The sequence below is a fragment of the Mesorhizobium sp. AR02 genome, from assembly GCF_024746835.1.
Classification (GTDB): Bacteria; Pseudomonadota; Alphaproteobacteria; order Rhizobiales; family Rhizobiaceae; genus Mesorhizobium.
The window spans coordinates 2,364,604-2,386,050 of the sequence record NZ_CP080531.1 but is presented as its reverse complement, the minus strand read 5'-3'; the positions used below and the strand labels follow the sequence as shown (position 1 = coordinate 2,386,050).

General features: G+C 62.6%; 18 protein-coding genes and 1 tRNA gene. 11 read left to right on the top strand and 8 right to left on the bottom strand.

Annotated features, from left to right (window positions below):
• Positions 1–5 precede the first annotated feature (5 nt).
• The 3 genes from DBIPINDM_RS15510 to DBIPINDM_RS15500 all read left to right on the top strand — a co-directional run bounded on the left by DBIPINDM_RS15510 (position 6) and on the right by DBIPINDM_RS15500 (position 2,295).
• Positions 6–260, top strand: a complete 255-nt coding sequence (locus DBIPINDM_RS15510; protein ID WP_010912831.1) for an acyl carrier protein — start codon at positions 6–8, stop codon at positions 258–260.
• A 4-nt stretch (positions 261–264) separates the two neighbouring features.
• Positions 265–1,473 (top strand): beta-ketoacyl-[acyl-carrier-protein] synthase family protein, encoded by a 1,209-nt coding sequence (locus tag DBIPINDM_RS15505; RefSeq protein ID WP_258588068.1) that lies wholly within the window; start codon positions 265–267, stop codon positions 1,471–1,473.
• 117 nt (positions 1,474–1,590) lie between these two features.
• On the top strand, positions 1,591–2,295 hold the full coding sequence (locus DBIPINDM_RS15500) for a glutathione S-transferase family protein (protein WP_258588067.1): 705 nt from the start codon (positions 1,591–1,593) through the stop codon (positions 2,293–2,295).
• A gap of 65 nt (positions 2,296–2,360) precedes the next feature.
• Here the strand turns inward: DBIPINDM_RS15500 and DBIPINDM_RS15495 are convergent, their stop codons facing one another.
• The 3 genes from DBIPINDM_RS15495 to DBIPINDM_RS15485 all read right to left on the bottom strand — a co-directional run bounded on the left by DBIPINDM_RS15495 (position 2,361) and on the right by DBIPINDM_RS15485 (position 4,572).
• Positions 2,361–2,669 (bottom strand): hypothetical protein, encoded by a 309-nt coding sequence (locus tag DBIPINDM_RS15495; protein WP_258588066.1) that lies wholly within the window; start codon positions 2,667–2,669, stop codon positions 2,361–2,363.
• 93 nt (positions 2,670–2,762) lie between these two features.
• On the bottom strand, positions 2,763–3,374 hold the full coding sequence (locus DBIPINDM_RS15490; RefSeq protein ID WP_258588065.1) for a nucleoside triphosphate hydrolase: 612 nt from the start codon (positions 3,372–3,374) through the stop codon (positions 2,763–2,765).
• Positions 3,375–3,471: 97 nt separating this feature from the next.
• A complete protein-coding gene (locus DBIPINDM_RS15485; protein WP_258588064.1) occupies positions 3,472–4,572 on the bottom strand; it encodes a hypothetical protein in 1,101 nt (366 codons plus the stop codon).
• A gap of 351 nt (positions 4,573–4,923) precedes the next feature.
• Here DBIPINDM_RS15485 and DBIPINDM_RS15480 point away from each other — a divergent pair, with 351 nt between their 5' ends.
• The 3 genes from DBIPINDM_RS15480 (at position 4,924) to DBIPINDM_RS15470 (ending at position 7,316) form a co-directional block, all read left to right on the top strand.
• A complete protein-coding gene (locus DBIPINDM_RS15480) occupies positions 4,924–5,817 on the top strand; it encodes a D-alanyl-D-alanine carboxypeptidase family protein (protein ID WP_258588063.1) in 894 nt (297 codons plus the stop codon).
• A 261-nt stretch (positions 5,818–6,078) separates the two neighbouring features.
• On the top strand, positions 6,079–7,008 hold the full coding sequence (locus tag DBIPINDM_RS15475; protein WP_258588062.1) for a DUF1003 domain-containing protein: 930 nt from the start codon (positions 6,079–6,081) through the stop codon (positions 7,006–7,008).
• A gap of 231 nt (positions 7,009–7,239) precedes the next feature.
• A tRNA-Arg gene (locus tag DBIPINDM_RS15470) sits at positions 7,240–7,316 on the top strand.
• 225 nt (positions 7,317–7,541) lie between these two features.
• Here DBIPINDM_RS15470 and DBIPINDM_RS15465 read toward each other — a convergent pair.
• From DBIPINDM_RS15465 to DBIPINDM_RS15455, 3 genes are read right to left on the bottom strand one after another with little or no spacing between them, the layout of a single operon-like run.
• Entirely contained in the window at positions 7,542–8,522 is a 981-nt protein-coding gene (locus DBIPINDM_RS15465; protein ID WP_258588061.1) for a PD-(D/E)XK motif protein, read from the bottom strand.
• Positions 8,519–10,867: a Z1 domain-containing protein gene (locus DBIPINDM_RS15460; protein WP_258588060.1), complete on the bottom strand. Its 2,349-nt coding sequence runs from the start codon at positions 10,865–10,867 to the stop codon at positions 8,519–8,521. The genes DBIPINDM_RS15465 and DBIPINDM_RS15460 overlap by 4 nt, the downstream gene beginning before the upstream one ends.
• Positions 10,864–12,879 (bottom strand): ATP-binding protein, encoded by a 2,016-nt coding sequence (locus DBIPINDM_RS15455; protein ID WP_258588059.1) that lies wholly within the window; start codon positions 12,877–12,879, stop codon positions 10,864–10,866. Before DBIPINDM_RS15455 ends, DBIPINDM_RS15460 begins: the two co-directional genes overlap by 4 nt.
• A 280-nt stretch (positions 12,880–13,159) precedes the next feature.
• On the opposite strand from DBIPINDM_RS15455, the gene DBIPINDM_RS15450 reads away from it, so the two are divergent.
• Positions 13,160–14,662, top strand: a complete 1,503-nt coding sequence (locus DBIPINDM_RS15450; RefSeq protein WP_318036942.1) for a DNA cytosine methyltransferase — start codon at positions 13,160–13,162, stop codon at positions 14,660–14,662.
• A gap of 6 nt (positions 14,663–14,668) precedes the next feature.
• Positions 14,669–15,163, top strand: a complete 495-nt coding sequence (locus DBIPINDM_RS15445; RefSeq protein ID WP_318036941.1) for a very short patch repair endonuclease — start codon at positions 14,669–14,671, stop codon at positions 15,161–15,163.
• Between the two features lie 154 nt (positions 15,164–15,317).
• Here the strand turns inward: DBIPINDM_RS15445 and DBIPINDM_RS15440 are convergent, their stop codons facing one another.
• Together DBIPINDM_RS15440 and DBIPINDM_RS15435 are read right to left on the bottom strand one after the other, a co-directional pair.
• Entirely contained in the window at positions 15,318–15,914 is a 597-nt protein-coding gene (locus DBIPINDM_RS15440; protein WP_258588057.1) for a hypothetical protein, read from the bottom strand.
• 129 nt (positions 15,915–16,043) lie between these two features.
• Entirely contained in the window at positions 16,044–17,147 is a 1,104-nt protein-coding gene (locus DBIPINDM_RS15435) for a LacI family DNA-binding transcriptional regulator (protein ID WP_258588056.1), read from the bottom strand.
• 606 nt (positions 17,148–17,753) lie between these two features.
• Here DBIPINDM_RS15435 and DBIPINDM_RS15430 point away from each other — a divergent pair.
• The 3 genes from DBIPINDM_RS15430 (at position 17,754) to DBIPINDM_RS15420 (ending at position 21,426) form a co-directional block, all read left to right on the top strand.
• Positions 17,754–18,716, top strand: coding sequence for a sugar-binding protein (locus DBIPINDM_RS15430; RefSeq protein ID WP_258588055.1), 963 nt, complete (start codon positions 17,754–17,756; stop codon positions 18,714–18,716).
• A gap of 115 nt (positions 18,717–18,831) precedes the next feature.
• The gene (locus DBIPINDM_RS15425) at positions 18,832–20,370 is read left to right on the top strand and encodes a sugar ABC transporter ATP-binding protein (protein WP_258589278.1); all 1,539 of its coding nucleotides are present in this window, start codon (positions 18,832–18,834) and stop codon (positions 20,368–20,370) included.
• 60 nt (positions 20,371–20,430) lie between these two features.
• Positions 20,431–21,426 carry an ABC transporter permease gene (locus DBIPINDM_RS15420; RefSeq protein ID WP_258588054.1) on the top strand — a complete coding sequence of 332 codons (996 nt, stop codon included), beginning with the start codon at positions 20,431–20,433 and terminating at the stop codon, positions 21,424–21,426.
• The last annotated feature ends 21 nt before the right edge of the window (positions 21,427–21,447 follow it).

Sequence of the window (21,447 nt, the reverse complement as noted above, 5' to 3'; positions counted from 1 at the left end):
ACCGAATGGCTGACCAACTGGCAACGGATATCATCGAGAAGATCAAGGCCCATGCCGAGCCGGGCGGTGAGGAAATCACCACCAGCACCGAATTGACGTCGCTCGGCATCCATTCGCTCGAGTTGACGGAGATCATCTTCGATCTCGAGGAGCAGTATGGCATCGAGATCGAGATGAACACGGTCGATGCCTGGAGCAATCTGAAGAATGTTGGCGACATGGTCGAGGCCGTTCGCGCGCTGATCGCGAAAAAAGCCTGACCGAATGCTGAAACGCGTCGTCATCACCGGCCTTGGCGGGATATGCGGGCTCGGCACCGATGTGCCGGCCATCTGGGGCGAGATGCGCGCCGGCCGTTCGGCGATAGGCCCGATCGAGAATCATTCCCTGCACGATCTGAAGGTCAGGACCGGCTGCGAGATCAAGGCGCTGCCCGATCACGGCATCGAGCGCAAGCAGTTGGTGTCGATGGACCGCTTCAGCCTGCTGGCCACGATTGCCGCCCGCGAAGCCATGCAACAGTCCGGATTGGCTGCGCATGCCGACAACACCTATCGCATGGGGACCATTGTCGGCGTCGGCGTCTGCGGCTTTGAGACGGTCGAAGAGAATTATCGCGCCATCCTGGTAGAGGGCAAGAATCGCGCCGGCATCTTCACCGTGCCCAGGGTCATGCCGGGCGCCGCCGCCGGCCAGGTCAGCATGCACCTTGGCCTGCGTGGGCCGGTGTTCGGCGTCACTTCGGCCTGCTCGTCGGCCAACCATGCCATCGCCTCGGCGGTCGACCAGATCAGGCTCGGCCGCGCCGATGTCATGGTGGCCGGCGGCACCGATGCGCCGCTGGTCTGGGGCGTGCTCAAGGGCTGGGAGGCATTGCGCGTGCTGTCGCCCGACACCTGCCGGCCGTTCTCGGCCGACCGCCAGGGCCTGGTGCTCGGCGAAGGCGCCGGCATGGCGGTTCTGGAAAGCTATGATCACGCCATGGCGCGTGGCGCCACCATCCTCGCCGAAATCGCTGGCGCCGGCCTTTCGGCCGATGCCTCCGACATCGTCGCTCCGACCGTCGAGGGGCCGGAAGCGGCGATGCGTTTCTGTCTCGCCGATGCCGGGCTCAATCCCGAGGACATCGATTATCTCAACGCCCACGGCACCGGCACCAAGGCCAACGACCAGATCGAGACCATCGCGATCAAGCGCGTCTTTGGCGAGCATGCGCGCTCGCTGTCGGTCTCCTCGACCAAATCGATGCATGCCCATTGCCTGGGCGCGTCGGGCGGACTGGAGATGATCGCCTGCGTCATGGCCATCCGCGAAGGCGTCGTGCCGCCGACCGCGAATTACCGCGAGCCCGATCCCGATTGCGATCTCGATGTGACACCCAATGTCGCGCGTGAGCGCAAGGTGCGCGCCGCGATCAGCAACGGTTTCGCTTTCGGCGGCACCAACGCGGTGCTGGCATTCAAGGCCATCTGATCCCGGGCGGTCAAACTGGCGCCGCCATATTGATCCTGCTTGGCCGAGCGCCTAATTCTTGGCCGACCCGCCAACACCGCGCCGCTCGGCGCAAAATCCCCCGCTCAGGAGTTTTCAATGGCCGACCTGTCCGCCTTTCCGATCACCACCCGTTGGCCGGCCAAACATCCCGACCAGATCCAGCTCTACTCGGCAACGACGCCGAATGGTGTGAAGGTATCGATCGCCCTGGAGGAGATCGGCCTGCCCTATGAGCCGCATCTGATCAACATCGGCAAGGACGAGAGCTGGACGCCGGAGTTCCTGTCGCTCAATCCCAATGGCAAGATCCCGGCGATCATCGATCCCAACGGCCCGGACGGCAAGCCGATCGGCCTGTTCGAATCCGGCGCCATCCTGCTCTACCTCGCCGAAAAGACCGGCCTGCTCATCCCGGCGGACGCGGCGCGGCGCTACGAGACGATCCAGTGGGTGTTCTTCCAGATGGCGTCGGTCGGGCCGATGTTCGGCCAGGTCGGCTTCTTTCACAAATTCGCCGGCCGCGAGATCGCCGATAAACGGCCGCTGGAGCGCTATCGCGACGAATCGCGGCGGCTGCTCGGCGTGCTTGACCGCAGGCTCAAGGGCCGCAAATGGATTATGGACAATGACTACACCATCGCCGACATCTCGCTGCTCGGCTGGGTGCGCAACCTGATAGGCTTCTATGAAGCGCGCGACCTCGTCGGTTTCGATGATTTCGCCAATGTCGCTGCATGGCTGGAGCGCGGCCTGGCCCGGCCGGCGGTGCAGAAGGGCCTGACCATTCCTGCAAGGGGCTGAAACGGGCCTATCGCATTAGGGCCATTGCCTTGGTAGAAGATGTCAGGCCGGACGATGCGGGCCTGCTACTTCGCCTTGGCTTTCGAGCCGCCCCTGCCGATCACGGAGGCGGCCAGCGAGACGGCACCACGCGCGGTTGCGACCACAGCGCCGGCGGCAATGTTCGCCGCCGTCCGAACGGCACCGGGCTTGGCGGGCGCCGGTTTGCGCGGGCTGGCGGTCTTCGCGGCCGGCACGACCTTCCTGGGTGCGGCCTTGCCGAAAGCGCCCTTGGCGTCTTTCGAGCGTTCGGCAATCGCTGGGCCAGCACCGGCCTTCGCTTGAGTTGCCTTCGCAGGCCTCGTCTTCGCGGGTTTTCTTGCCTTGGTTGCCATTGGAAAATCCCTTACGCCGGACAAACGGTTTCTCAGGCATAACGGCGTGAAACTCTTAAGGTTCCCGTCAAAAAATACCGAAAATTAAGCGTGTTAACCAATGACCAGGTCGGCGGCCCGGCGCCGTGCCAGCACACGTTCGATGTTGGGCATGTCGTTGGACGCGATCCAGGCGCGCGCCTCCGCATCGGAACGGCCATGGCCGTGCCAGCGCTCCATCAGGCGGCGCTCGAGTTCATTGCGCGGCACATCGACGAAGATCGAGAAATCGAACAGCGGCGCCAGCCGCGACCACGGCTCCTCGTCGAGCAGCAGGTAATTGCCTTCGACCAGAATGAATTTGGTCTCGGTGCCGACGATTGCCGCGGCGGCGCGCGACAGTTCCATGCTGCGGTCGAAGACGGGAATCGCGATGTCGGGTTCGCCGGCCCGGATGCGCTTGATCAGGGTTTCGAAACCGGCGAAGTCGAAGGTTTCCGGTGCGCCCTTCCGCGCCCGCAGGCCACGCGCGTTGAGCACGATGTCGTCATAGTGGAAGCCGTCCATCGGCACGACTTCCACCGCTCCTTCCGGCAAAAGGTCGTGCAGGCCGGCCGACAATGTCGACTTTCCCGCCCCCGGCGGCCCGGCGATGGCGACGATGAAGCGTTTTGCCTTGCCGGCGCGCTTGAAGATGGTGGCGGCTAGGTGGGCGATTTCGGACATGGGAACCTCACTTGCCCTGATGGTCGGCGTGATGTTTCCGCCATATCTTGGCGGCAGTTGGCGGAAATTTCAAACCCCGCGGTCGCGCAATCCCCGCTCAGGCGGCAACAGGCTGACCAATGCGCAGGAACGCGCTGTCGAACGGCACTTCCCTGGTGGAGCCGCCGGCCGAGAGCCGCATCTGGCCGTTGGCCGTGGTGATCTCCCGTGGTGGTTGGCCGCCTGACAGAGGCAGGGCGCCGATGATGTGTCGGAACGAAAAGCTGTGGCCTTCGCCGAGCGCAAAGGCGGTCGCCACCCCTTCGCGCTTCAGCCAGTTGTCGCCGATCGAGGCGGCATGGCCGACAGCGGCGCGGCCGTCCTCGATGCCGAGCACGCCGAGGTGCCGGCCGCTCCACGGCGCGTAGTCGCGCCCGCTGTTGCTGAACCACAGCATGGTGATCGGCAGCTCGGCCGGGTTTTTCAGCACCAGCACGAGATCGTCCTCGGCCTGGCGCGCCAGCGCCGTCCAGCCCGGTCCGCCATGGTCGGCCTCGACCAGGGTGATGAAATCCTCGCGCCGGTCGTTCATGCGGTATTGCATCAGGTCGAGCGTACCACCGCCGGCGGCGGGAAAATCCCTGAGGTCCGCCGAGCGCGCCGGATAGGCCAGCATGAAGCGCCCGCGCGCGGGGTCCGGCTCCAGCGGATCGGACAGTGTGGCAGCGAACCGCTTCGGCGAAAAAGCCAGTCTGCCGCCGCCTTTCATCACCGTCATCGGGTGGTGGGCAACGGAAATCGCGCCGGACCCACCGGAAAACACATGTTCCTGGTAGAGGAAGGGATGGTCGTCGATCAGCGTGAAGATCTTGTCGACGCTGGCGCCCATGACTTCGTGCCGCAGCCGGAAGACCGCGCGCCATCCGCTCTCCGTCGCGCCGCTCTCGGTGACATCCCAGGCGCTGTTGGCGGTCCAGCCATGCAGCGGCGCCTCCTCGACATCGCTGCGCGAAAACGGCGCGCAAAGGAAATCGCCGGAGAGCCGGACCGTGCCTTGCGGCAGGTCCTGCGGCAGCGTCTCGCTTGCGTCGACCCAGGGCGCGCGGTGCAACGGCTTCAGCTGGCGCCCGCCACTCTCGACGACCATGTCGGCGATATGGCCGACGATGAGGTCGAGCGAAACCGAAATACCTCTGGCCTTGATCGTGCTGGTGGTCATTGCGTGCTCACCGAATCTGACGGCGCAAACAGAAGCCTTTCGGCGCGGCTTGCGCAAGCGTGATGTCGCGCATTTCGCATCAGCTTGCCTCAACCTCCCCCTTGTGGGGAGGGTCGGCGAGCGGTCGAAGCGAAGCGGAGATCGTTCGACGGGGTGGGGGTCTGGCGCCGGCGTCCCCCACCCCGATCCGCTATGCGGATCGACCCTCCCCACTTTCGTGGGGCGAGGAACCCAAGCTTGCGAAGGCTCGACAATCCTTTGTATGACCGCCATTAACCAAATGGACGCATCAACCGCGTTACGTTAGCTTCGCCTCATCTCAGCAACAGCATCGCCAGAACAGTCCTGCCCTTGTCCAACCTGCGTCCCTTTCCGCTCCTCCAGAGAGTTTTCGTCGCCCTCGGCTTGTTGCTGCTAGTCGCCGGCTGCTCGACCACGACTCCGCCGGACTCCGTGCTCGCCGTGCCCGCGCCGCCGCAGAAATACGCGGCCATCGTCGTCGACGTCAGGACCGGCAAGCAGATGTTCGAAGTCAATTCGACGGCGCAGCGCTATCCGGCCTCGCTGACCAAGATGATGACGCTCTACCTCCTGTTCGAGGCAATGGAGTCCGGCCGCGTGACCAAGGAAACGCAGATCCCGGTCTCCGACCATGCCGCCTCGCAGCCGCCGACCAAGATGCGCTTCCGGCGCGGCGAAACGATCGATGTCGATTCCGCCATCCGCGCCATCGTCGTCAAATCCGCCAATGACGTTGCGGTGGCGGTCGGCGAATATCTCGGCGGCTCGGAGGACCAGTTCGCCGCCATGATGACCTCCAAGGCGCGCTCGCTCGGCATGTCCAGCACCACCTTCCGCAACGCATCCGGCTTGCCCGACGACAGCCAGATGACCACGGCGCGCGACATGGCGGTGCTCGGCATGGCGCTGCGCCAGCGCTTTCCCCAGCACTTCCACTATTTCTCCGAAAGCGATTTCATGTTCCGCGGCAGGCTGGTGCGCGGCCACAACGACATGCTCGGCCGCGTGCGCGGCGTCGACGGCATCAAGACCGGCTACATCAGGGCCTCCGGCTTCAACATCGTCACCTCCTACAATGCTGACGGCCGCCAGCTGATCGTGGTGGTGATGGGCGCCGACTCAGCCCGCCAGCGCAACGACCACGTCGAGGCGCTGATCCAGCGCAGCCTGTCGCCAACCATGGATGCCACCAAGACCAGGCTGATGTTCGCCGAACAGCAGTGAGGAGTGAACAGCGAGGAGCGGAGCCATCCTTCTCTTCGTCATCCACGGGCGGAGCAAGGAGCGCAGCCACGCAGCGCAGACCCGAGGATGACGAAGCAGGGAGGCCTCGGCCAACCCACGAAAGCTCCGCAGCCGGCTATTGTTGTCAGACTGTCACGCAATCGTCCGGAAGCCATGGCATAGGCTGCGAAAACCGACGGTGGATATGCCCCGCCACCTCGGCGTATCCTCATATACAGCGCCACAGCAGGAGCCCGCACCATGAGCACTGTCCCCAAAACGTCCGAGCAGAAGGCGGCGGCCAATGAGAACGACAGCGGCGGCGAATATTTCGAGGCGCCGATCACGCAAGAAGACCTGCACGAGGTTTCCGACGAGCATTTCGACATGCCCGAAGTGCCGGACTCCGAACCATCAGGCCCCGGCGCATCGCGGATAAAGCCCAGGAAAAAACCGTCGGCGATCTCGGGCCGCAAATTCCGCAAGCGCGATCTCGTGCGCATCGACACGCTGCGCCCGAGCCTGGCCGACCGCATTCACGCAGACCACCCGGACCTGCCCAGGGGTGCCCGCATCAGCCGCGAGGAGCTCGGCCGCTACCGCATGCGCTATATGGAGGAGCTGCTGCAGCAGGAGCACGGCGAATTCTCCGAGCTCGACCGCCAGGTGGTGGAATCGATCGCCAGGCAGGACACGATTTCCGAAAACTCGGAAGAGGAATTCGAGGAGCACCGGACGTTCCCCGACCGCGTCTCCGACAACATGGCCGCCTTCGGCGGCAGCTGGTGGTTCCTGATCTCGTTTGCCAGCGTGCTGCTGGTCTGGATCGGCATCAATCTGTTCGAGGGCATGGGCGGCGCCTTCGACCCCTATCCCTTCATCCTGCTCAACCTCCTGCTCTCCTGCATCGCCGCCATCCAGGCGCCGGTCATCATGATGAGCCAGAAGCGCCAGGAGGTGAAAGACCGCCTGCGCTCCTTCAACGAATACCGCGTCAACCTCAAGGCCGAGCTCGAAGTGCGCCACCTGCACGAAAAACTCGACTACCTCATCTCCCGCCAATGGACGCGCCTGGCCGAGATGCAGCAGATGCAGCTGGATGCGATGAACGAGCTTGCGGGTACGAAGAAGGTGAAGCGGGCCGTGCGCGGCGCGAGAAGGCGGACGGTGAAGGGGGAGGCGGGGGAATGAGGGGCCGGCGAGCTTGGGTTCCTCGCCCCCACGGAGTGGGGGAGAGGTGGCTCGGCGAAGCCGAGACGGAGAGGGGGAGCGCCATATCCAACAAGCGCACCCGTCAGAGGACCAACCGTCCCACTGGACGCTGCACAATCGCCAATTGCCCGTTGAAGCCCGCCCCAGCTTCCGCTAAGAAGCCGTGACTTGCCGGTTCACCGGCTGGTTCGTTTTCCGGATTGTCGGAAAGCACCCGTAGCTCAGCTGGATAGAGCGCTGCCCTCCGAAGGCAGAGGTCACAGGTTCGAATCCTGTCGGGTGCGCCAAATTGAGTTCCAACAAAACTACCTGGGCTGATCATCACTGATGCCAAGCGACTCTTAGCGCGGTGGCCCCACTGGCAATTGGCATTCTGCTTTGGTTCGAAACCGATCTGTTTAGCGCTTTAGCCCTCAACTTTCGCCCTTCAGCATCAGGGGATTGCCCACTTTGAATCAAGTGGCAGGTCCCGTTTGGATGGCGATCTTCCGCGATCAGGTGCGGTTCCAACGTTAGGGTGCGACCGCTTGGGCTATATCCTCTCGGACCGTTCCCACGTCTAGGTAAGGCAGGTTGGCCAAGCTGATCGTGTAACGGATCGCCAGCACGCCATTTGGCATGGTGAAATCAGGCGGCAGTTGCGGAAATTCCTCGTCTACCTCGAAGATCTGCGCATCCCTGATATGAAAGCGAACCAAATCTGGCGAGCGTCTCATCTCATCGGACCAGTCCAGGCTGTCGAGCTTAGTCAGAAAACCGTCGACGGCCGCTGGATCATGCCGGATTGCGTCCATTACCCCATCAATCAAGGAACAAACAGATTGAGCACCCATCACCGACTCCTCCAATTGGATCGAGGCAAACAGCAGACGGCGATTTTCGGGCGCCCTTAGCTGGTCAACTCGGGAAATGTCGTGCTCATGCCGACTCCTCGTTGTGGCCTTGACCTCCATGTGCAGGCGAAAGCTCACGAAATCATGTCGCTCGCGATCGGGTCCGCTCCACAAGTGGACAGCTTCCGATCCCAAAGCGGGCAGCCAGAGTGATTGCAGCACTAGCAGTTCACCAGCCAGACCTATCTGGACTGGACGCGACATCGGCTGACGCAGCGGTCGCCATGCGGACTGCCAGGCGCGCACTATGGCTATGGCCGCAGCCCAGGGGTCACGCCTCTCAATCACAATGGCTTCCACTAGTTCGTCGCAGAGAGCGGCGAACATTTTCTCATTAGCGGCGGGCGAGCAGAGATCGAGGCAGGCTTGCTCGTCCAAGCGGCTCTCACGCAGGCGAAGGCCGTTGTAGTCTGGTGGAACCGGGCGTCGCGGCGGTCCCAAGGTGGGAGCTAGCAGGTGCAGGTCGCCGGAGGCGTCTATGGCGAGCCGCAGTGGTGTCTCCGCATTGTCGTGAACGATAGCGGCGGACTGGATCTGATCTTCCCCGACGGGACGCGTAGTCCTGAGAGCCCGCCAGGTTTCGACGAATGTCGCCGTCATTCACCGACGCCCCGGTTAACGAGGGTGCTAGAGCGCCCATCCGAGGTGTAGGGAAGACTCAGCGCGGTTGCGATCACTGCGTCCACGCCTTCGACGTCGAGGATCGACGGGTCCAGCGGGTAAATCATAAGCAGCCCTTGGGTGGAAGGCCTGGCGGAACGCATGGCATCGGCGTCGTAGTTGCCCGATGCTCGGCGATAGGCATCGGCGCCACCTGGCAGATCCGCCCCCTCGTGTCTTGGATCGATCAGAATGCCAATGCTCTCGCTACTCGTGCGCCGTCGGGTCACCAAACCGGTCTCGACGCCCCCCACCTTGATAGTCGCGCTGCGGGCGCCGGCCAGGAGTACGGACCAGTCAACCAGTTCTCCTTCGGCCACCCGCTGCATGATCCAGTCGGCGATTTCGTCGCCGCGCATCGCGAAAGCGTCCGGATGCGGCTGATAGGCGCGCAAGAAGTCGCAGACGATCTCTGGAGGCAGGTCACGGAACAGCCGGCTGCCAGCCATTTCTTGGGCCGGACCACACAGCGCTATTAGCCGATCCGCCAGGATTCGATTCGCCTTCAGCCGCGCTTGGTCGTGTAGCGGCAAGATCACCGTCTGCGGATGTTCACCCGACCATGACTGACGCAGCGCGTCCGCCATGCCCGACTTGTTGCGTGCGGTGAGCAGCAGCGCGCTGTGAGCGCGCAGGCGAATCGCCATCTCGGATGGCCGGCGACCGGCCCTGTAGAGGGCATGGAGGCTGTCACGCAAGGACTCCTCAACCAGCGCCAACTCGGTGAACCATTGGGCGATCCCGTCTGTAGTCCAGATTCGGATAAGATCCTCATATCCAGAGCGGAAGCCATACCAGCGCGCCATCTGCAGTAGGGTGTCGGCCATGGAAGCCGTTCGCAGGAAGTAGGAGATGGTCAGACCCTCCAGCGTCAGGCCGCGCGACAGGCGGTTACCTCCAACCGCGACGATGTGACGACCAGGCCTTTCGGTGTATTCGAGATTCTCGCCCGTGACGCTGTTCAGTTCGACGACTGCCAGTCGTTCAATTACCGCTATCGCGGCCTCCACAGTCACCAAAGGCCCGGCTGGTAGCTCGACGCCACTGAAGTGCTGCTTTAGCACCTCTCCGAACAGGTCTGCCAAGTTATGGCCCTGGCGGCGTGCTTCCAGCCAGTAACTCAACTGATACTCAATCGCTGCTCGGACTCGCGCTTGGTCTTCGACCCGCACGCTGACATGAACGAGCATGGTGTGGGGCTTGCCCTGAAGGCTTGGCCGACCCTCGCGGATGGCTGCGGCGATACAGAAGGCGACGAGGGCCTCGGCCAGGGAATCGGGCAGTAGTTGGTTCTGTGGACCGACGATCACTGGCGCGGACGTTCGCCGCGTCATCGCCTGGCGAAGTTCGCCCACGTCCTCGTCGCGGACTTGCCGAAAGACATCGCGTCTCTGGGCGGAGACGCCGAACAGCTCTTCGGTTCCTGTGTAGCCCTCGGGTCTGGGCAGCTGGAGAGCGAAGTCCCGGGGAAAGAGGTCCTCGCCGACCTCCCGGTCGACCGCATCGGGGTCAATGAAGATATTGGCGAATGGGGTTGCAGTATAAGCTACATAAGCTGCCTGGGATGCACGCCCGAGGATTGAGCGAATCATTGAATTAGTGGCTGTCGGGCCTAAGCCCGTGGCGGCGGCAACAGCATCGGAATCCAGCGACGGGTCGGGCGCGCGGTTGCCACGAGTATTGATAGAGGCCTGATCGGCCTCATCGTCGATAACCAGGACCGGCATACGGTCAAGCCTCTCGGCCGCCGCCTCAAGCCAAGCGTCTATCCGGCGGAGTATGGAGACGTTCTTCTTAGCCACGATCAGGAACGCGCCGGCTCGGTCGAGGACTTCCGCGCCCGGATCCTTAAAATCCTGCGTCTCTCCCGTGAGCACGGTCCAGGCCGGGCCACCGGGGTCGCCGCGCCCGACGAGCTCGTCCTCGAGCCGGAGCTGCGTCTGGCTGCGTAGGGCGTCGTGGATGCCTGACAGCACGATTACCAGTCTATAGCCAGCGTCGACGGCGCGCGCCGCCAAAGCTGTATAGTTCGCGGTCTTGCCGCTCTGGACATATCCTACCACCAGCCCACGCCCTTGGAACGGCGCTTCCTGCCGCGGATCTGGCAGATGTCTCAGGACTCGTGCCGACTCCGATGCCAAGCTCGCTACCTGCGGCGCCCTCCACCGTGCGCTGGCGAGGAGCCGGTGCTCAAGCCGCGTCCAGTTCCCTTCCTCAACCTCGGAAAGACTATCTGTCCAGTTGACGCGCGCTGCGCGCAATTCCTGCGTGCGCGGCGAGCTCATGCGTCAGCTGCGTCGTCGATTAGCATCTGCTGCAAGTCGAGACGATCAAGCTCCTCCAGGAACGCTGCTAGCGCCTCTGTGCCCACATCGCTGGTGCCGAGCGCGCTGGCCAATTCGACGAGGGCCGGACTTACGTCGCCAATCTGGAGACTGCGGCTGCCCCTCAGATCTGTCGCGATCCTCCAGGCGAACTTGCCGGTCGTTACTTTGCGCACCGTGATGGGCGGCGTGGGCGCTGGAGGTTGGGGCGGCGGCGTTGAGGCACCTGGTACCGCTGGTCCGCTTGGTTCGCTAAATGCTCCAGGTTCGGACGCCGGTCCGACCTGGAGCGGCAAGGCGCGCGGCGGCGGCGTCGGTCGAGACTTGCGGTACTTGGCCTGGCTGGCCTTGCGTACCGTATCCGCCAGCGGCTTGATCCGGCTCTGAAGGTAGCCCGGCAGGCGGACGGTCTGCTTGGAAATGTTGATCTGAAAGGCTTCGTCCAATGCCGGATCAAAATCGACGAGAACCCGCGCTAGCTTGGTCTTCTCGTCATTAGTGGCCCAAAGGTCATGCCAACCGCCCCAGCGGATCAGGCGGTCATTGCGATACAGGAACAATCCCTGAGTGTCGTTGCGTCTACCCCAATAGCCAATGCGGTCGGTGGCCGCCTGCCATCCACCCCCATGGTGCTTACGGAGTTCGTCCTCTGACGGCAGCACGATTGGCTGAACCTTCACCTCCGCCGAGCCGCCTTCATGCTCAACTTTCAGCGTTTTGAGGTCATGACGCTCACTGAGCGGATGGCCGGCCGGCCCGTTGCTTTCGACTGGGATGTTGTTGATCCATATCTTGAGCGGCGCCCGCCCCTTGGCGTCGCCATCCAGGAAGCGGTGGAAGACTAAGCCCAGATGCCGGTTAAGTTCCTGGATCTCAGCGACATGAGGCGACACCCCCTTGATCGACGGCGCCGTTGTCGGCGCCTTCATATTCTTCCAAAGTACCACCGTGCCATGTTCACCCGGATCAGTAGCTCTGACTTCCCAGTCTTCCAGGGGTCTCTCGTCGACCTGCCAGTCCACCATGGTATCCTGATCCCAGCCGAGGTGATGGACTTCCCCACCCTTCTGGCGCGTCACTACCTTGAAATTGCGGGCCTGAGACCAGGAGGCGCCCTTCAGACCGAAGCCGTATTTGCCGAGGCTCCGGCCGTCATAGTCAGCTTCTCCGCCAATCCGTATCGCCTCTTCCAGTTGCTCCGACGACATGCCACGGCCGTTATCGCGGATAGTCATCCAGCGGCCGTTGCCACTGTTGGGCGGATCGAAGGTGATCTGGATCTCGGTCGCGTCGGCTGAGATGGCGTTGTCGATGATGTCTGCGACGGCGCTGACAAAGTTGTGGCCAGAGGCACTGAGCATAGTCGGCAGTCGTGTTGGACCAGGCGGCAGGCGACGCCCTGCAGGCTTGGGGCTTTCGACGGGTTCAGGTGGGAAAGTAGTGTTGGTCATATCGAGATCCTGCAAACTTGGGGCGTTAAATAAGTCCGGCCGGGCCTGGGTCAAAAACTTGTGGATGCGCGGCGCCTCGTACACTTCGAGGGCGATCATGCTGGCGCGTGCCAAGCCGGACGTAGCGCCATCCGCAAGAATGGCTAAAGCCGTAGGATCGTCTCGGGGAAAGACCACCCACGCTCCCACAGCTGGTTGGACGCCGGCGTCCACCTCCATGGCGAACAAGCAGTCCGGCTCGACGAAGTGGTAAAGCTGGTCCTCAGGGCAGTTGCCCTCAAGCCGCCAGTTTTTTCCCTGTCGTTTCAGGAAATAGTTCAGGGCCAGCGGACCTTCATCGGTGTCGTACCGCAGATTTAAGGCGATCCGGTCAGTATCCTCCGCAACAGGGAACACTCGATCGACGACCTCGCCGTCGAAGTTGATGGCGCGCTGACGCGATCCCTCACGGCCACTGCGGCGATAGGCATGGAACATACCCAATTCACTGTGCTGCAGCTGCCTCAGGATTAGGAATTTCATCGGCCCCCTCAGTGCCTTGTCCAGCTTTGTTTCGCTTGGACCATAGGCGAAATTGGCCGAGGGCCACAATCCTTGATGGCTCGCGCCGATAGCTATGCAACTAGGACATCGGGATGAATACGCGAAGACTCTGTCTTGTGCCCAGCCATCTTTGCCCAGATGATGGGTTAGATCCGATGGCGGCCAAGGTGGACAAGTCTGTTGACGTTTAAGCCGCCACCCCTCAACTCTCAGTTGGAGTTCGAATCAATGAACCAGACTATACGGATGGGAATTCCAGTTGAAGGCGCCGATGATCAGTCCTGATCCGACCGTCCTGGCTCGACTAGCGCGTCTTCACCAAGGTGGTCGTCCCCGCGTGCTAGATCTTTTCTCAGGGTGCGGCGGGCTGTCGCTCGGCTTTCATACCAGCGGCTTCGAGATCGTTGCTGCAGTTGAGTTCGACAAGGATGCTGCTGCATCCCATGGCGCCAACTTTCATCCCGGCGATCCGCGCCATGCATGCCCTCGTGATATCACAAAACTTACTCCCCAGGCGCTAGCAAACGAGCTAGAGCTCGGCCCAATTGGCCAAGCAATCGATGTGCTGGTTGGGGGGCCACCGTGCCAAGCTTTCGCGCGAGTTGGGCGGCCTAAGCTTCGCGAAGTGGCCGAACATCCTGAGGCGTTCCGGCTGGACCCTCGCGCACGGCTCTATTTGGAGTATCTTCGCTACGTCCAGGCCTTCCTCCCGCTGGCGTTGATGATGGAGAACGTACCGGATGTACTGAACCACGGCGGCCAAAACGTTGCTGAGGAAACACGGGACTTCCTTGAGGAGATCGGCTACGAGGTAAGATACACTCTTCTGAACGCTGCGTTTTACGGCGTGCCTCAAATGCGTGAGCGGATGGTCCTTATTGCCGTCCGGCGGGAACTGAACGCTAAGATCTGTTTCCCTGAACCTACTCACTACATGATGCTCCCGCCGGGGTATGCGGGAAGCCGTCAAGTGGCACTCAAATTGCTGAGGGGCGCGCTTATCGATGGGGCACTTGGTTATGTCCCGGCCAAGCCATCTCACAAGGAATTGACGCCGGCCGTGACAGCGGTCCAGGCTCTCAGAGATCTGCCTTCGATCACCGGTCATCTGCGTGGCGAGATCGGCCGAAGTGTGCGCCGGTTCGACCGTTTGGAACCTTATCCCGGCGAGCCGGATACGGACTACGCCAAGCTTATGCGGAGGTGGCCGGGCTTCGAAAATGACGAAGGCATCTACGATCACGTTATCCGCTATTTGCCGCGGGACTGGAAGTTGTTTGGCCGCCTCAGTCATGGCGACCAGTATCCTGAGGCCCATGCAGTTGCCGAGCGCATGTTCGGCGAAGCGCTGGCGCAGGAAAAGGCGCGCACGGGAGCAGCACCACCGGCCGGCAGCCAAGCGTGGCACGAACTCCGTGCCTCTATAGTGCCTCCTTATGACACGGGCAAATTTCCCAACAAGTGGCGCAAAATGGAGCCGGATTTGCCCGCCCGGACCCTGATGGCACATCTAGGCAAAGATAGTTATAGCCATATCCACTACGACAGCGACCAGTCACGCACGATCTCCGTACGCGAGGCTGCGCGGCTACAGTCCTTTCCGGATGGTTTCATTTTTCGTGGGGCCATGAATGCAGCCTTCCGTCAAATCGGAAATGCTGTACCGCCGCTGCTATCACGAGCATTGGCTGAAGAGATAGGTAGGGTGTTCGCCGAGGCTTTAGGTCATGATAGACCAAGCGCCGGCTGCCGCGCCGCGTGAGGTTGTATGATCCGGCGCCAAGCTATCCGCGACGACCCACTCACACCGGACCAGCGACGGTTGAACATGTCCAGGATCCGCGGACGTGACACCAAGCCTGAGATGACAATTCGACGTGGCCTACATGCTAGGGGACTGCGCTATCGCTTGCATGACCGTAGCTTGCCTGGTACGCCGGATTTGGTTTTCTCTGCGGGCCAAGTTGTAATTTTTGTACATGGCTGCTTCTGGCATGGCCACGATTGCGGCCTTGGCGTCCGGCCCCGTACCAATGCCGCATTCTGGCAGGCTAAGATTGGGCACAATCAGCAGCGCGATCGACAGGCAACAGACACCTTGGTCTCGTTTGGTTGGCGAGTGGCAACCGTCTGGGAATGCGCTCTCCGAGGGCCGAACCGGCAGCCTGCAGAGTCGGTGTTGGATACACTGGTTTGCTTCCTGCGGTCAGACAACGATTTACTTTCCCTTGAGATCACCGAGGTATCGAGGTCTGGCGGCTAGCACTTTCTGTTTTTAGTCCTCAGGAGTACTTTCTGCTGGTGGCAATGATTTCAACAATAGCCTTCAGCAGACCAGCGCCAAGGGCTACCGCGCCTTCCAGGCGGCCGGCGCTTTCAGTTGTTCAATCACCTATTGGCCCGCAGCCATCCCCCCATCAAGACGAAGGCACCCTCGGCTCCTCCACCAGATAAAACCGGTCCTTCGGCGAAAAATCCGTCACCAGGAAGGAAAACGACGCACTCTCCAGCGGGTCGACCTTGCCTTTGCTGAACAGCAGCCGGTCATAGGGTTCGAAGTCGCGTTTGAATTCGGCGAAGCTGTCGGACTTGATCATGTTGTCCACACGCTGTGCCTGGTCGAAGGACAGCCCGTCGCCATAGTCGCTCGGCACGTTCAGGATCGACTGTAGCTCGAAGCCGAATTCGATCCAGGCGTCGCCGCTGTTGTTGCGGGCGACGATCTTCAGCGGCAGAAAGCCGGTCGCGTAGTTGCCCGACGATCCGAAGGGCTGGATCGGCCGCGCCGCCCGTATGGTCAGCGTCACCGGGTCGGCGGTGTCCAGTTCCTCGGTGACCACGATCGGGTCGGCGCGGGTCCCGGCGCCCGTGGCCGAAAGGATCCTGAAGCCGCCGCGTTCGTCGGAGAAGGAGTAGGCGCCGGCTTCGAAGATCCCGCCAGCTTCGGCGCGCGGGCAGCTCGCGGCCAGCAAAGCCGCGAATAGCTGCACACAGCGCAAGCCCGGACGCGTCATGGCCCGATTATGGACGACAATTGCCCGGCCGCATACTGGTCGGCGACATAGTGGAATGACGATGACTTTGGCGGCCAGCGAAAGAATGCCGCTGCTCCCGCGCGACGGGATGGTCCAGCCGGCTTAGCCTCAGCCTCCGGCCACGGCCTGCACGCTCTCCCGTTCGACCAATGGGCACTCCAGCTTGGTGATGGGATAGCGCCCCTGTCCGGGCGCCGTCGGCGCTTCGAGCTGTTCGATCGCCCATTGGCCCATCGCCATATGCGGCAGGATCGAGGTCGTAAGCGGCGGGAAGAGGTGGCGGGCGATTTCCTCGTCGTCGTAGCCGACCACGGAAATGTCCTGCGGAATGTGCAGGCCGGCTTCCTTCAGCGCCTCGTAGCAGCCGATCGCGGTGCGGTCGTTCTGGCAGAAGATGGCGGTCGGCCTGTCTTTTAGGGCCAACAGCTTCACGGTCGCGGCATAGCCGGCGCTCGCCGACCAGTCGCCCTCGACCACCAGCTCTGCGTCGAACGGGATGTCGGCGGTGGCGAGCGCGCGGCGATAGCCCTTCAGCCGGTCCTGTGCCGCCTGCATCCACGGCTCGCCGGTGATGGTGGCGATGCGGCGGTGGCCGTGGCTGATCAGATGCCTTGTCGAGCTCTGGCCGCCGGCGATCTCGGACGGCACCACGGCGGGAAAGGCGTAGTCGGCCGTATAGCAATTGAGCAGGATCACCGGAATGTCGAGGCTGTAGAGGAAGTCGGGCGCCGTGATCTCGCGGGTGAAGATGGTCATGTAGATCAGCGCCGAAATGCCCCGCCTTGTCAGCGCCTGTATGGCGCGTGGCTCCATCACGGCGTCGCCCATGGTCTGCGCCACCAGAAGCACGTTGCCGGCATTCCACGAGGCCTGGCGCGCCCCTTCGATCGCCACCACCGCCTCCGGGCTGGTCGCCAGCTGGTCGACGGCAAAGCCGATCACCCCGTCCAGCCCATCGAAGGCGGCAACCGGCTTGCGCAGCGCCGAGAAGGCGGGCGCGCTGTAGCCCAGCGCCCTTGCGGCCTCGATCACCCGCTCGCGGGTCTGCTGCGACAGCTTGATCCCCGGCGAATTGTTGAGCACGAAGGAAACCGTCGCCTGCGAACAGCCGGCGGCCCTGGCGATGTCGGTCATGGTGACCCGCCCCTTGGGCTTTGCCGGCGCCTTGCGGCGCCTCGCCGTTTCGATGGCCGGATCCGTCGTCTCACTCATTGCAGTCGTATCCCCAAACCCCAACCTGTCTAGCGGCAGCCTGCCGGCTCGACAAGATGGCGCGGTGGCATCGATTTATAGAAACCGTCGCTTTGTTTATATCTATTAGTCGCCGCATGGTCCATCGATCATCAAGCTCCGGATGTCCAGGGAAAGCAGGCATGCCAAGGCTTTCGCTGCCGTGCAGCCAAGGCATAGGCTCGTCGGCACAGCGTCAGCGGTGTCGCCGAGATGTGCCTGAATGTCAGCTTAAAACTAATACTGTTTACTAATACAAAGATGCGCTGTAACGTCAATCCGTCGTGTCCGGCCCATTGGGGTTCCGGGGCGGCGGGAGTGCTCGTGAATCGTCCGATGGTGAGCGGATATTGCCTCCGCGAACCTTATAGCAGATATGTGATATGTCAGACAAATCGGACTATTTACGAACGAGGGATGAGTCTCTAAAGTCCGTGACCGTGGCTGGAACGACGCCATTCTTTTGAGTGCCGGGAACCCCTGAGGAGGAGGGCGTCCAAGCTGCAAACCACAAATTCAAGTGAGCAAGACAATTCTAGTGAGCAAGACGGGTCAGCCTGATGGCTGGACCAAAACGGGAGGTTGAACATGAAATCCTTGATACGTAGTGCATCCGTAGCCGCCACGGCGCTGCTGCTTGGCCTGTCGGCCACGGCAATCGCGCGCGCCGACGACAAGCCGACGCTGGCCTTCGTCGTCAATGGCGCTTCCGATTTCTGGAAAGCGGCCGAAGCCGGCGTCAAGAAGGCGCAGGGCGAACTGCCCGGCTACACGCTGGAGCTCAAATATCCCGAGCAGTCCTCGGTCGCCATTCAGCAGCGTCTGATGGACGATCTGGTGACGGCCGGCGTCAAGGGCATCATGGTCTCGGCCGTTGACCCCAAGACCTCGACAGACGGCCTGAACAAGATCGCCTCGGAAACGGCGCTATTCACCACCGACAGCGACGCCCCGCAGACCAAGCGCGTCGCCTATATCGGTTCGTCCAATGTCGACGCCGGCAAGCAGGCGGCCGAAATCGCCAAGAAGGCGATGCCCAATGGCGGCAAGTGCCTCGGCTTCGTCGGCCTGCTCGGCGCCGACAACGCCAAGGAGCGCATTCAGGGCATGAAGGATGGGCTGGCCGGCACCAAGATCGAACTCGTCGACGTGCGCGGCGACGACATCGACCAGGCGCGCGCCAAGAAGAATGTCGAGGACGCGCTGGTCGCCAGCCCCGACGTCACCTGCATGGTCGGCTTCTATTCCTACAACACGCCGCGCATCTATGAAGCGCTGCGCGACGCCGGCAAGCTTGGCTCGATCACCGTCGTTGGTTTCGATGACGATCCGATCACGCTGGGCGGTGTCAAGGAAGGCACCATTGCCGCCACCGTCGTGCAGCAGCCCTTCGAATGGGCCTATCAGGGCATGAAGCTGATGGCCGCCTATCTCAAGGGCGACAAGTCGGGCATCCCGGCCGGCAACCTCATCATCATCCCGACCAAGATCATCGGCAAGGATGATGTCGACGCCTATGCCGCCAATCTGAAGGCGATGGCTGGAAAGTAAGACCACAGGCAGTTCAGCCGGCTCAACTCCGCTTGAGCCGGCTGCTCGCATTGACGAACACCGCGAGGGGCGTCAGTCTGCCGGAAGGCCGGCCCGCTAACTGCTGTCAGGCATGATGAACTATTCCGATACATCCATCGCGGCGACGACACCGTTCCTCAGCCTCCAGAACGTGCGCAAGACCTATCCGGGTGTTGTCGCGCTGGATGGTTTTTCGATGGAGGTGAGGCCGGGCGAGGTCATCGGCCTCGTCGGCGAGAACGGCGCCGGCAAGTCGACCTTGATGAAGATCCTCGGCGGCGTCACCACGCCGGATACCGGCACCATCACGGTCGACGGCACCGCCCATAAGGGCCTGAGCGTCGAGGGCAGCCTGGGCTCAGGCATAGCCTTCGTCCACCAGGAACTCAATCTGTTCGAAAATCTCGACGTCGCCGCCAACATCTTCTTTGGCCGCGAGCCGCTGCGCGCCGGGCCGCTCAAGCTTGTCGACCGCACCAAGCTGCGGGAAATGGTGGCGCCGCTCTTGAAGCGCGTCGGTGCCAATTTCTCCGCCGACACGCAGGTCGCCGCCCTATCGCTTGCCCAGCAGCAGATGGTCGAGATCGCCAAGGCGCTGTCGATCAAGGCAAGGCTGGTCATCCTCGACGAGCCGACATCGAGCCTGCCGATCGCCGAAACCGACAAGTTGCTCGATGTCATCAAGGCGTTGAAGGCCGACGGCATCAGCGTCATCTTCATCTCGCACCGGCTGCACGAGGTCGAGCGTGTCGCCGACCGCGTCGTCGTGCTGCGCGACGGCATGCTGGCCGGCACGCTGCAAAAGCGCGACATCAACCACGACCAGATGGTCAAGCTGATGATCGGCCGCATGCTGAAGGAGCGCGAGAAGGCCTCCGAGGCCGCGCGGGCGCCGGGCGCCACGGCGCTTGCGGCCAAGGCCATCCGCACCCCCGCCTATCCCAGCCGCCCGGTCGATCTCGACGTCCGGCGCGGCGAGATTCTCGGCCTTGCCGGCCTTGTCGGCTCCGGCCGCACCGAACTGGCACGCGTCTTCTTCGGCATTGACGGCAGCCTGGGCGGCACGCTCGAGCTCGACGGCAAGCCGCTCGTGCTGGGCTCAGCCGCCGATGCCGTCGCGCATGGCATCTTCCTGGTGCCGGAAGACCGCAAGCTGACCGGCATCCTGCTCGACCTGTCGATCGCGCAGAACATTTCGCTGCCCAATTTGCCGGCGCATGCGAAGCGCTCATTGGTCTCCGCGAGCGCCGAAACGGTAACCGCCGAAAAGCAGAAGAAGGATCTCGGCATCAAGGCGCCTTCGGTGCAGACGCGCACCGGCACGCTGTCGGGCGGCAACCAGCAGAAGGTCGTGCTCGGCAAGTGGCTGGCCATGAACCCCAAGGTGATGATCCTCGACGAGCCGACGCGCGGCATCGATATCGGCGCCAAGGCGGAAATCTACGGGCTGATGCGGGCGCTGGCCGATGCCGGCGTCGCCGTGCTGATGATCTCCAGCGACATGGAAGAGGTGATCGGCGTGTCCGACCGCATCGCCGTCATGCATGAGGGCCAGATTTCGGGCATTCTCGACAAGGACCAGTTCAGCCAGGAAAACGTGCTGCTGCTGGCGGTGGGCAAGCAGCCGAAATAGTTTTGCCGCGGGTTTCGCAAGACGGCGCAACCCGCTCAGGCAGACATTGGGGAGAAGACGATGAGCAAGAAAGATCTCGGCCTGCTGATCCTGATCCTGGTGGTCGGCGCCGTCGTGACGGCCATCAATCACCGCTTCCTGTTGCCGATCAACCTCGCCAACACCTCGAACCTGATCGGCCTGTTCGGCATCCTGTCGATCGGCCAGGCCTTCGTCATCATCACCGGCGGCATCGAACTGTCGGTCGGCTCGGTCGTCGCGCTGCTCGGAACGCTGTTCATCGACTTCATCGCCGTGCGCGGCCTGGACTGGCCGCTGGCCTTCGTGCTGATCATCGCGCTCGGTGCCATCATCGGCCTGGTGCACGGCTGGCTGATCACGCGGCTCAAGCTGCAGCCTTTCGTGGTGACGTTGTGCGGCCTTTTGATCTATCGCGGCGTGGCGCGCTTCTACACCGGTGACGGCACCGCCGGCTTTGCCTTCGGTCAGAATTTTCCGGACCTGGAATTCCTCACCGCCGGCCGGTCTTACGGTGTGCCGAACAGCTTCATCGCGCTGATCGTCATCGCCATCATCATGTGGGTGGTGCTGCACCGCTCGGTGTTCGGCCGCTATCTCTATGCCATCGGCAAGAACGAGGAGGCGGCGAAATATTCCGGCATTCGCACCGGCCGCATCGTCATGGCCGCCTATGTCATCTGCGGCGTGCTGACGGCGCTGTCGGCGATCTATTTCGCCATGTACACGCGCTCGATCTCACCGGCCAGCCACGGCCAGTTCTACGAACTCTATGCCATCGCCGCCGCCGTGCTTGGCGGCTTCTCGTTGCGCGGCGGCGAGGGGTCGCTGATAGGCGTCGTGCTGGGCACGGTGCTGCTGCAGGAGCTGCAGAACCTCGTCAATCTGCTCGGCATCCCGTCCTCCCTCAACTTCGCGGTGATGGGCGGCGTCATCCTCATCGGCGTGCTCGTCGACCAGCAATGGGGCGTGTTCCGCGCACGGCGTCTGATGATCGATGCGGCCCGCAAAAACGTGGCTGGTGCGCCGGCGGAATAACGCCTTGCTGCGGCGCAATAG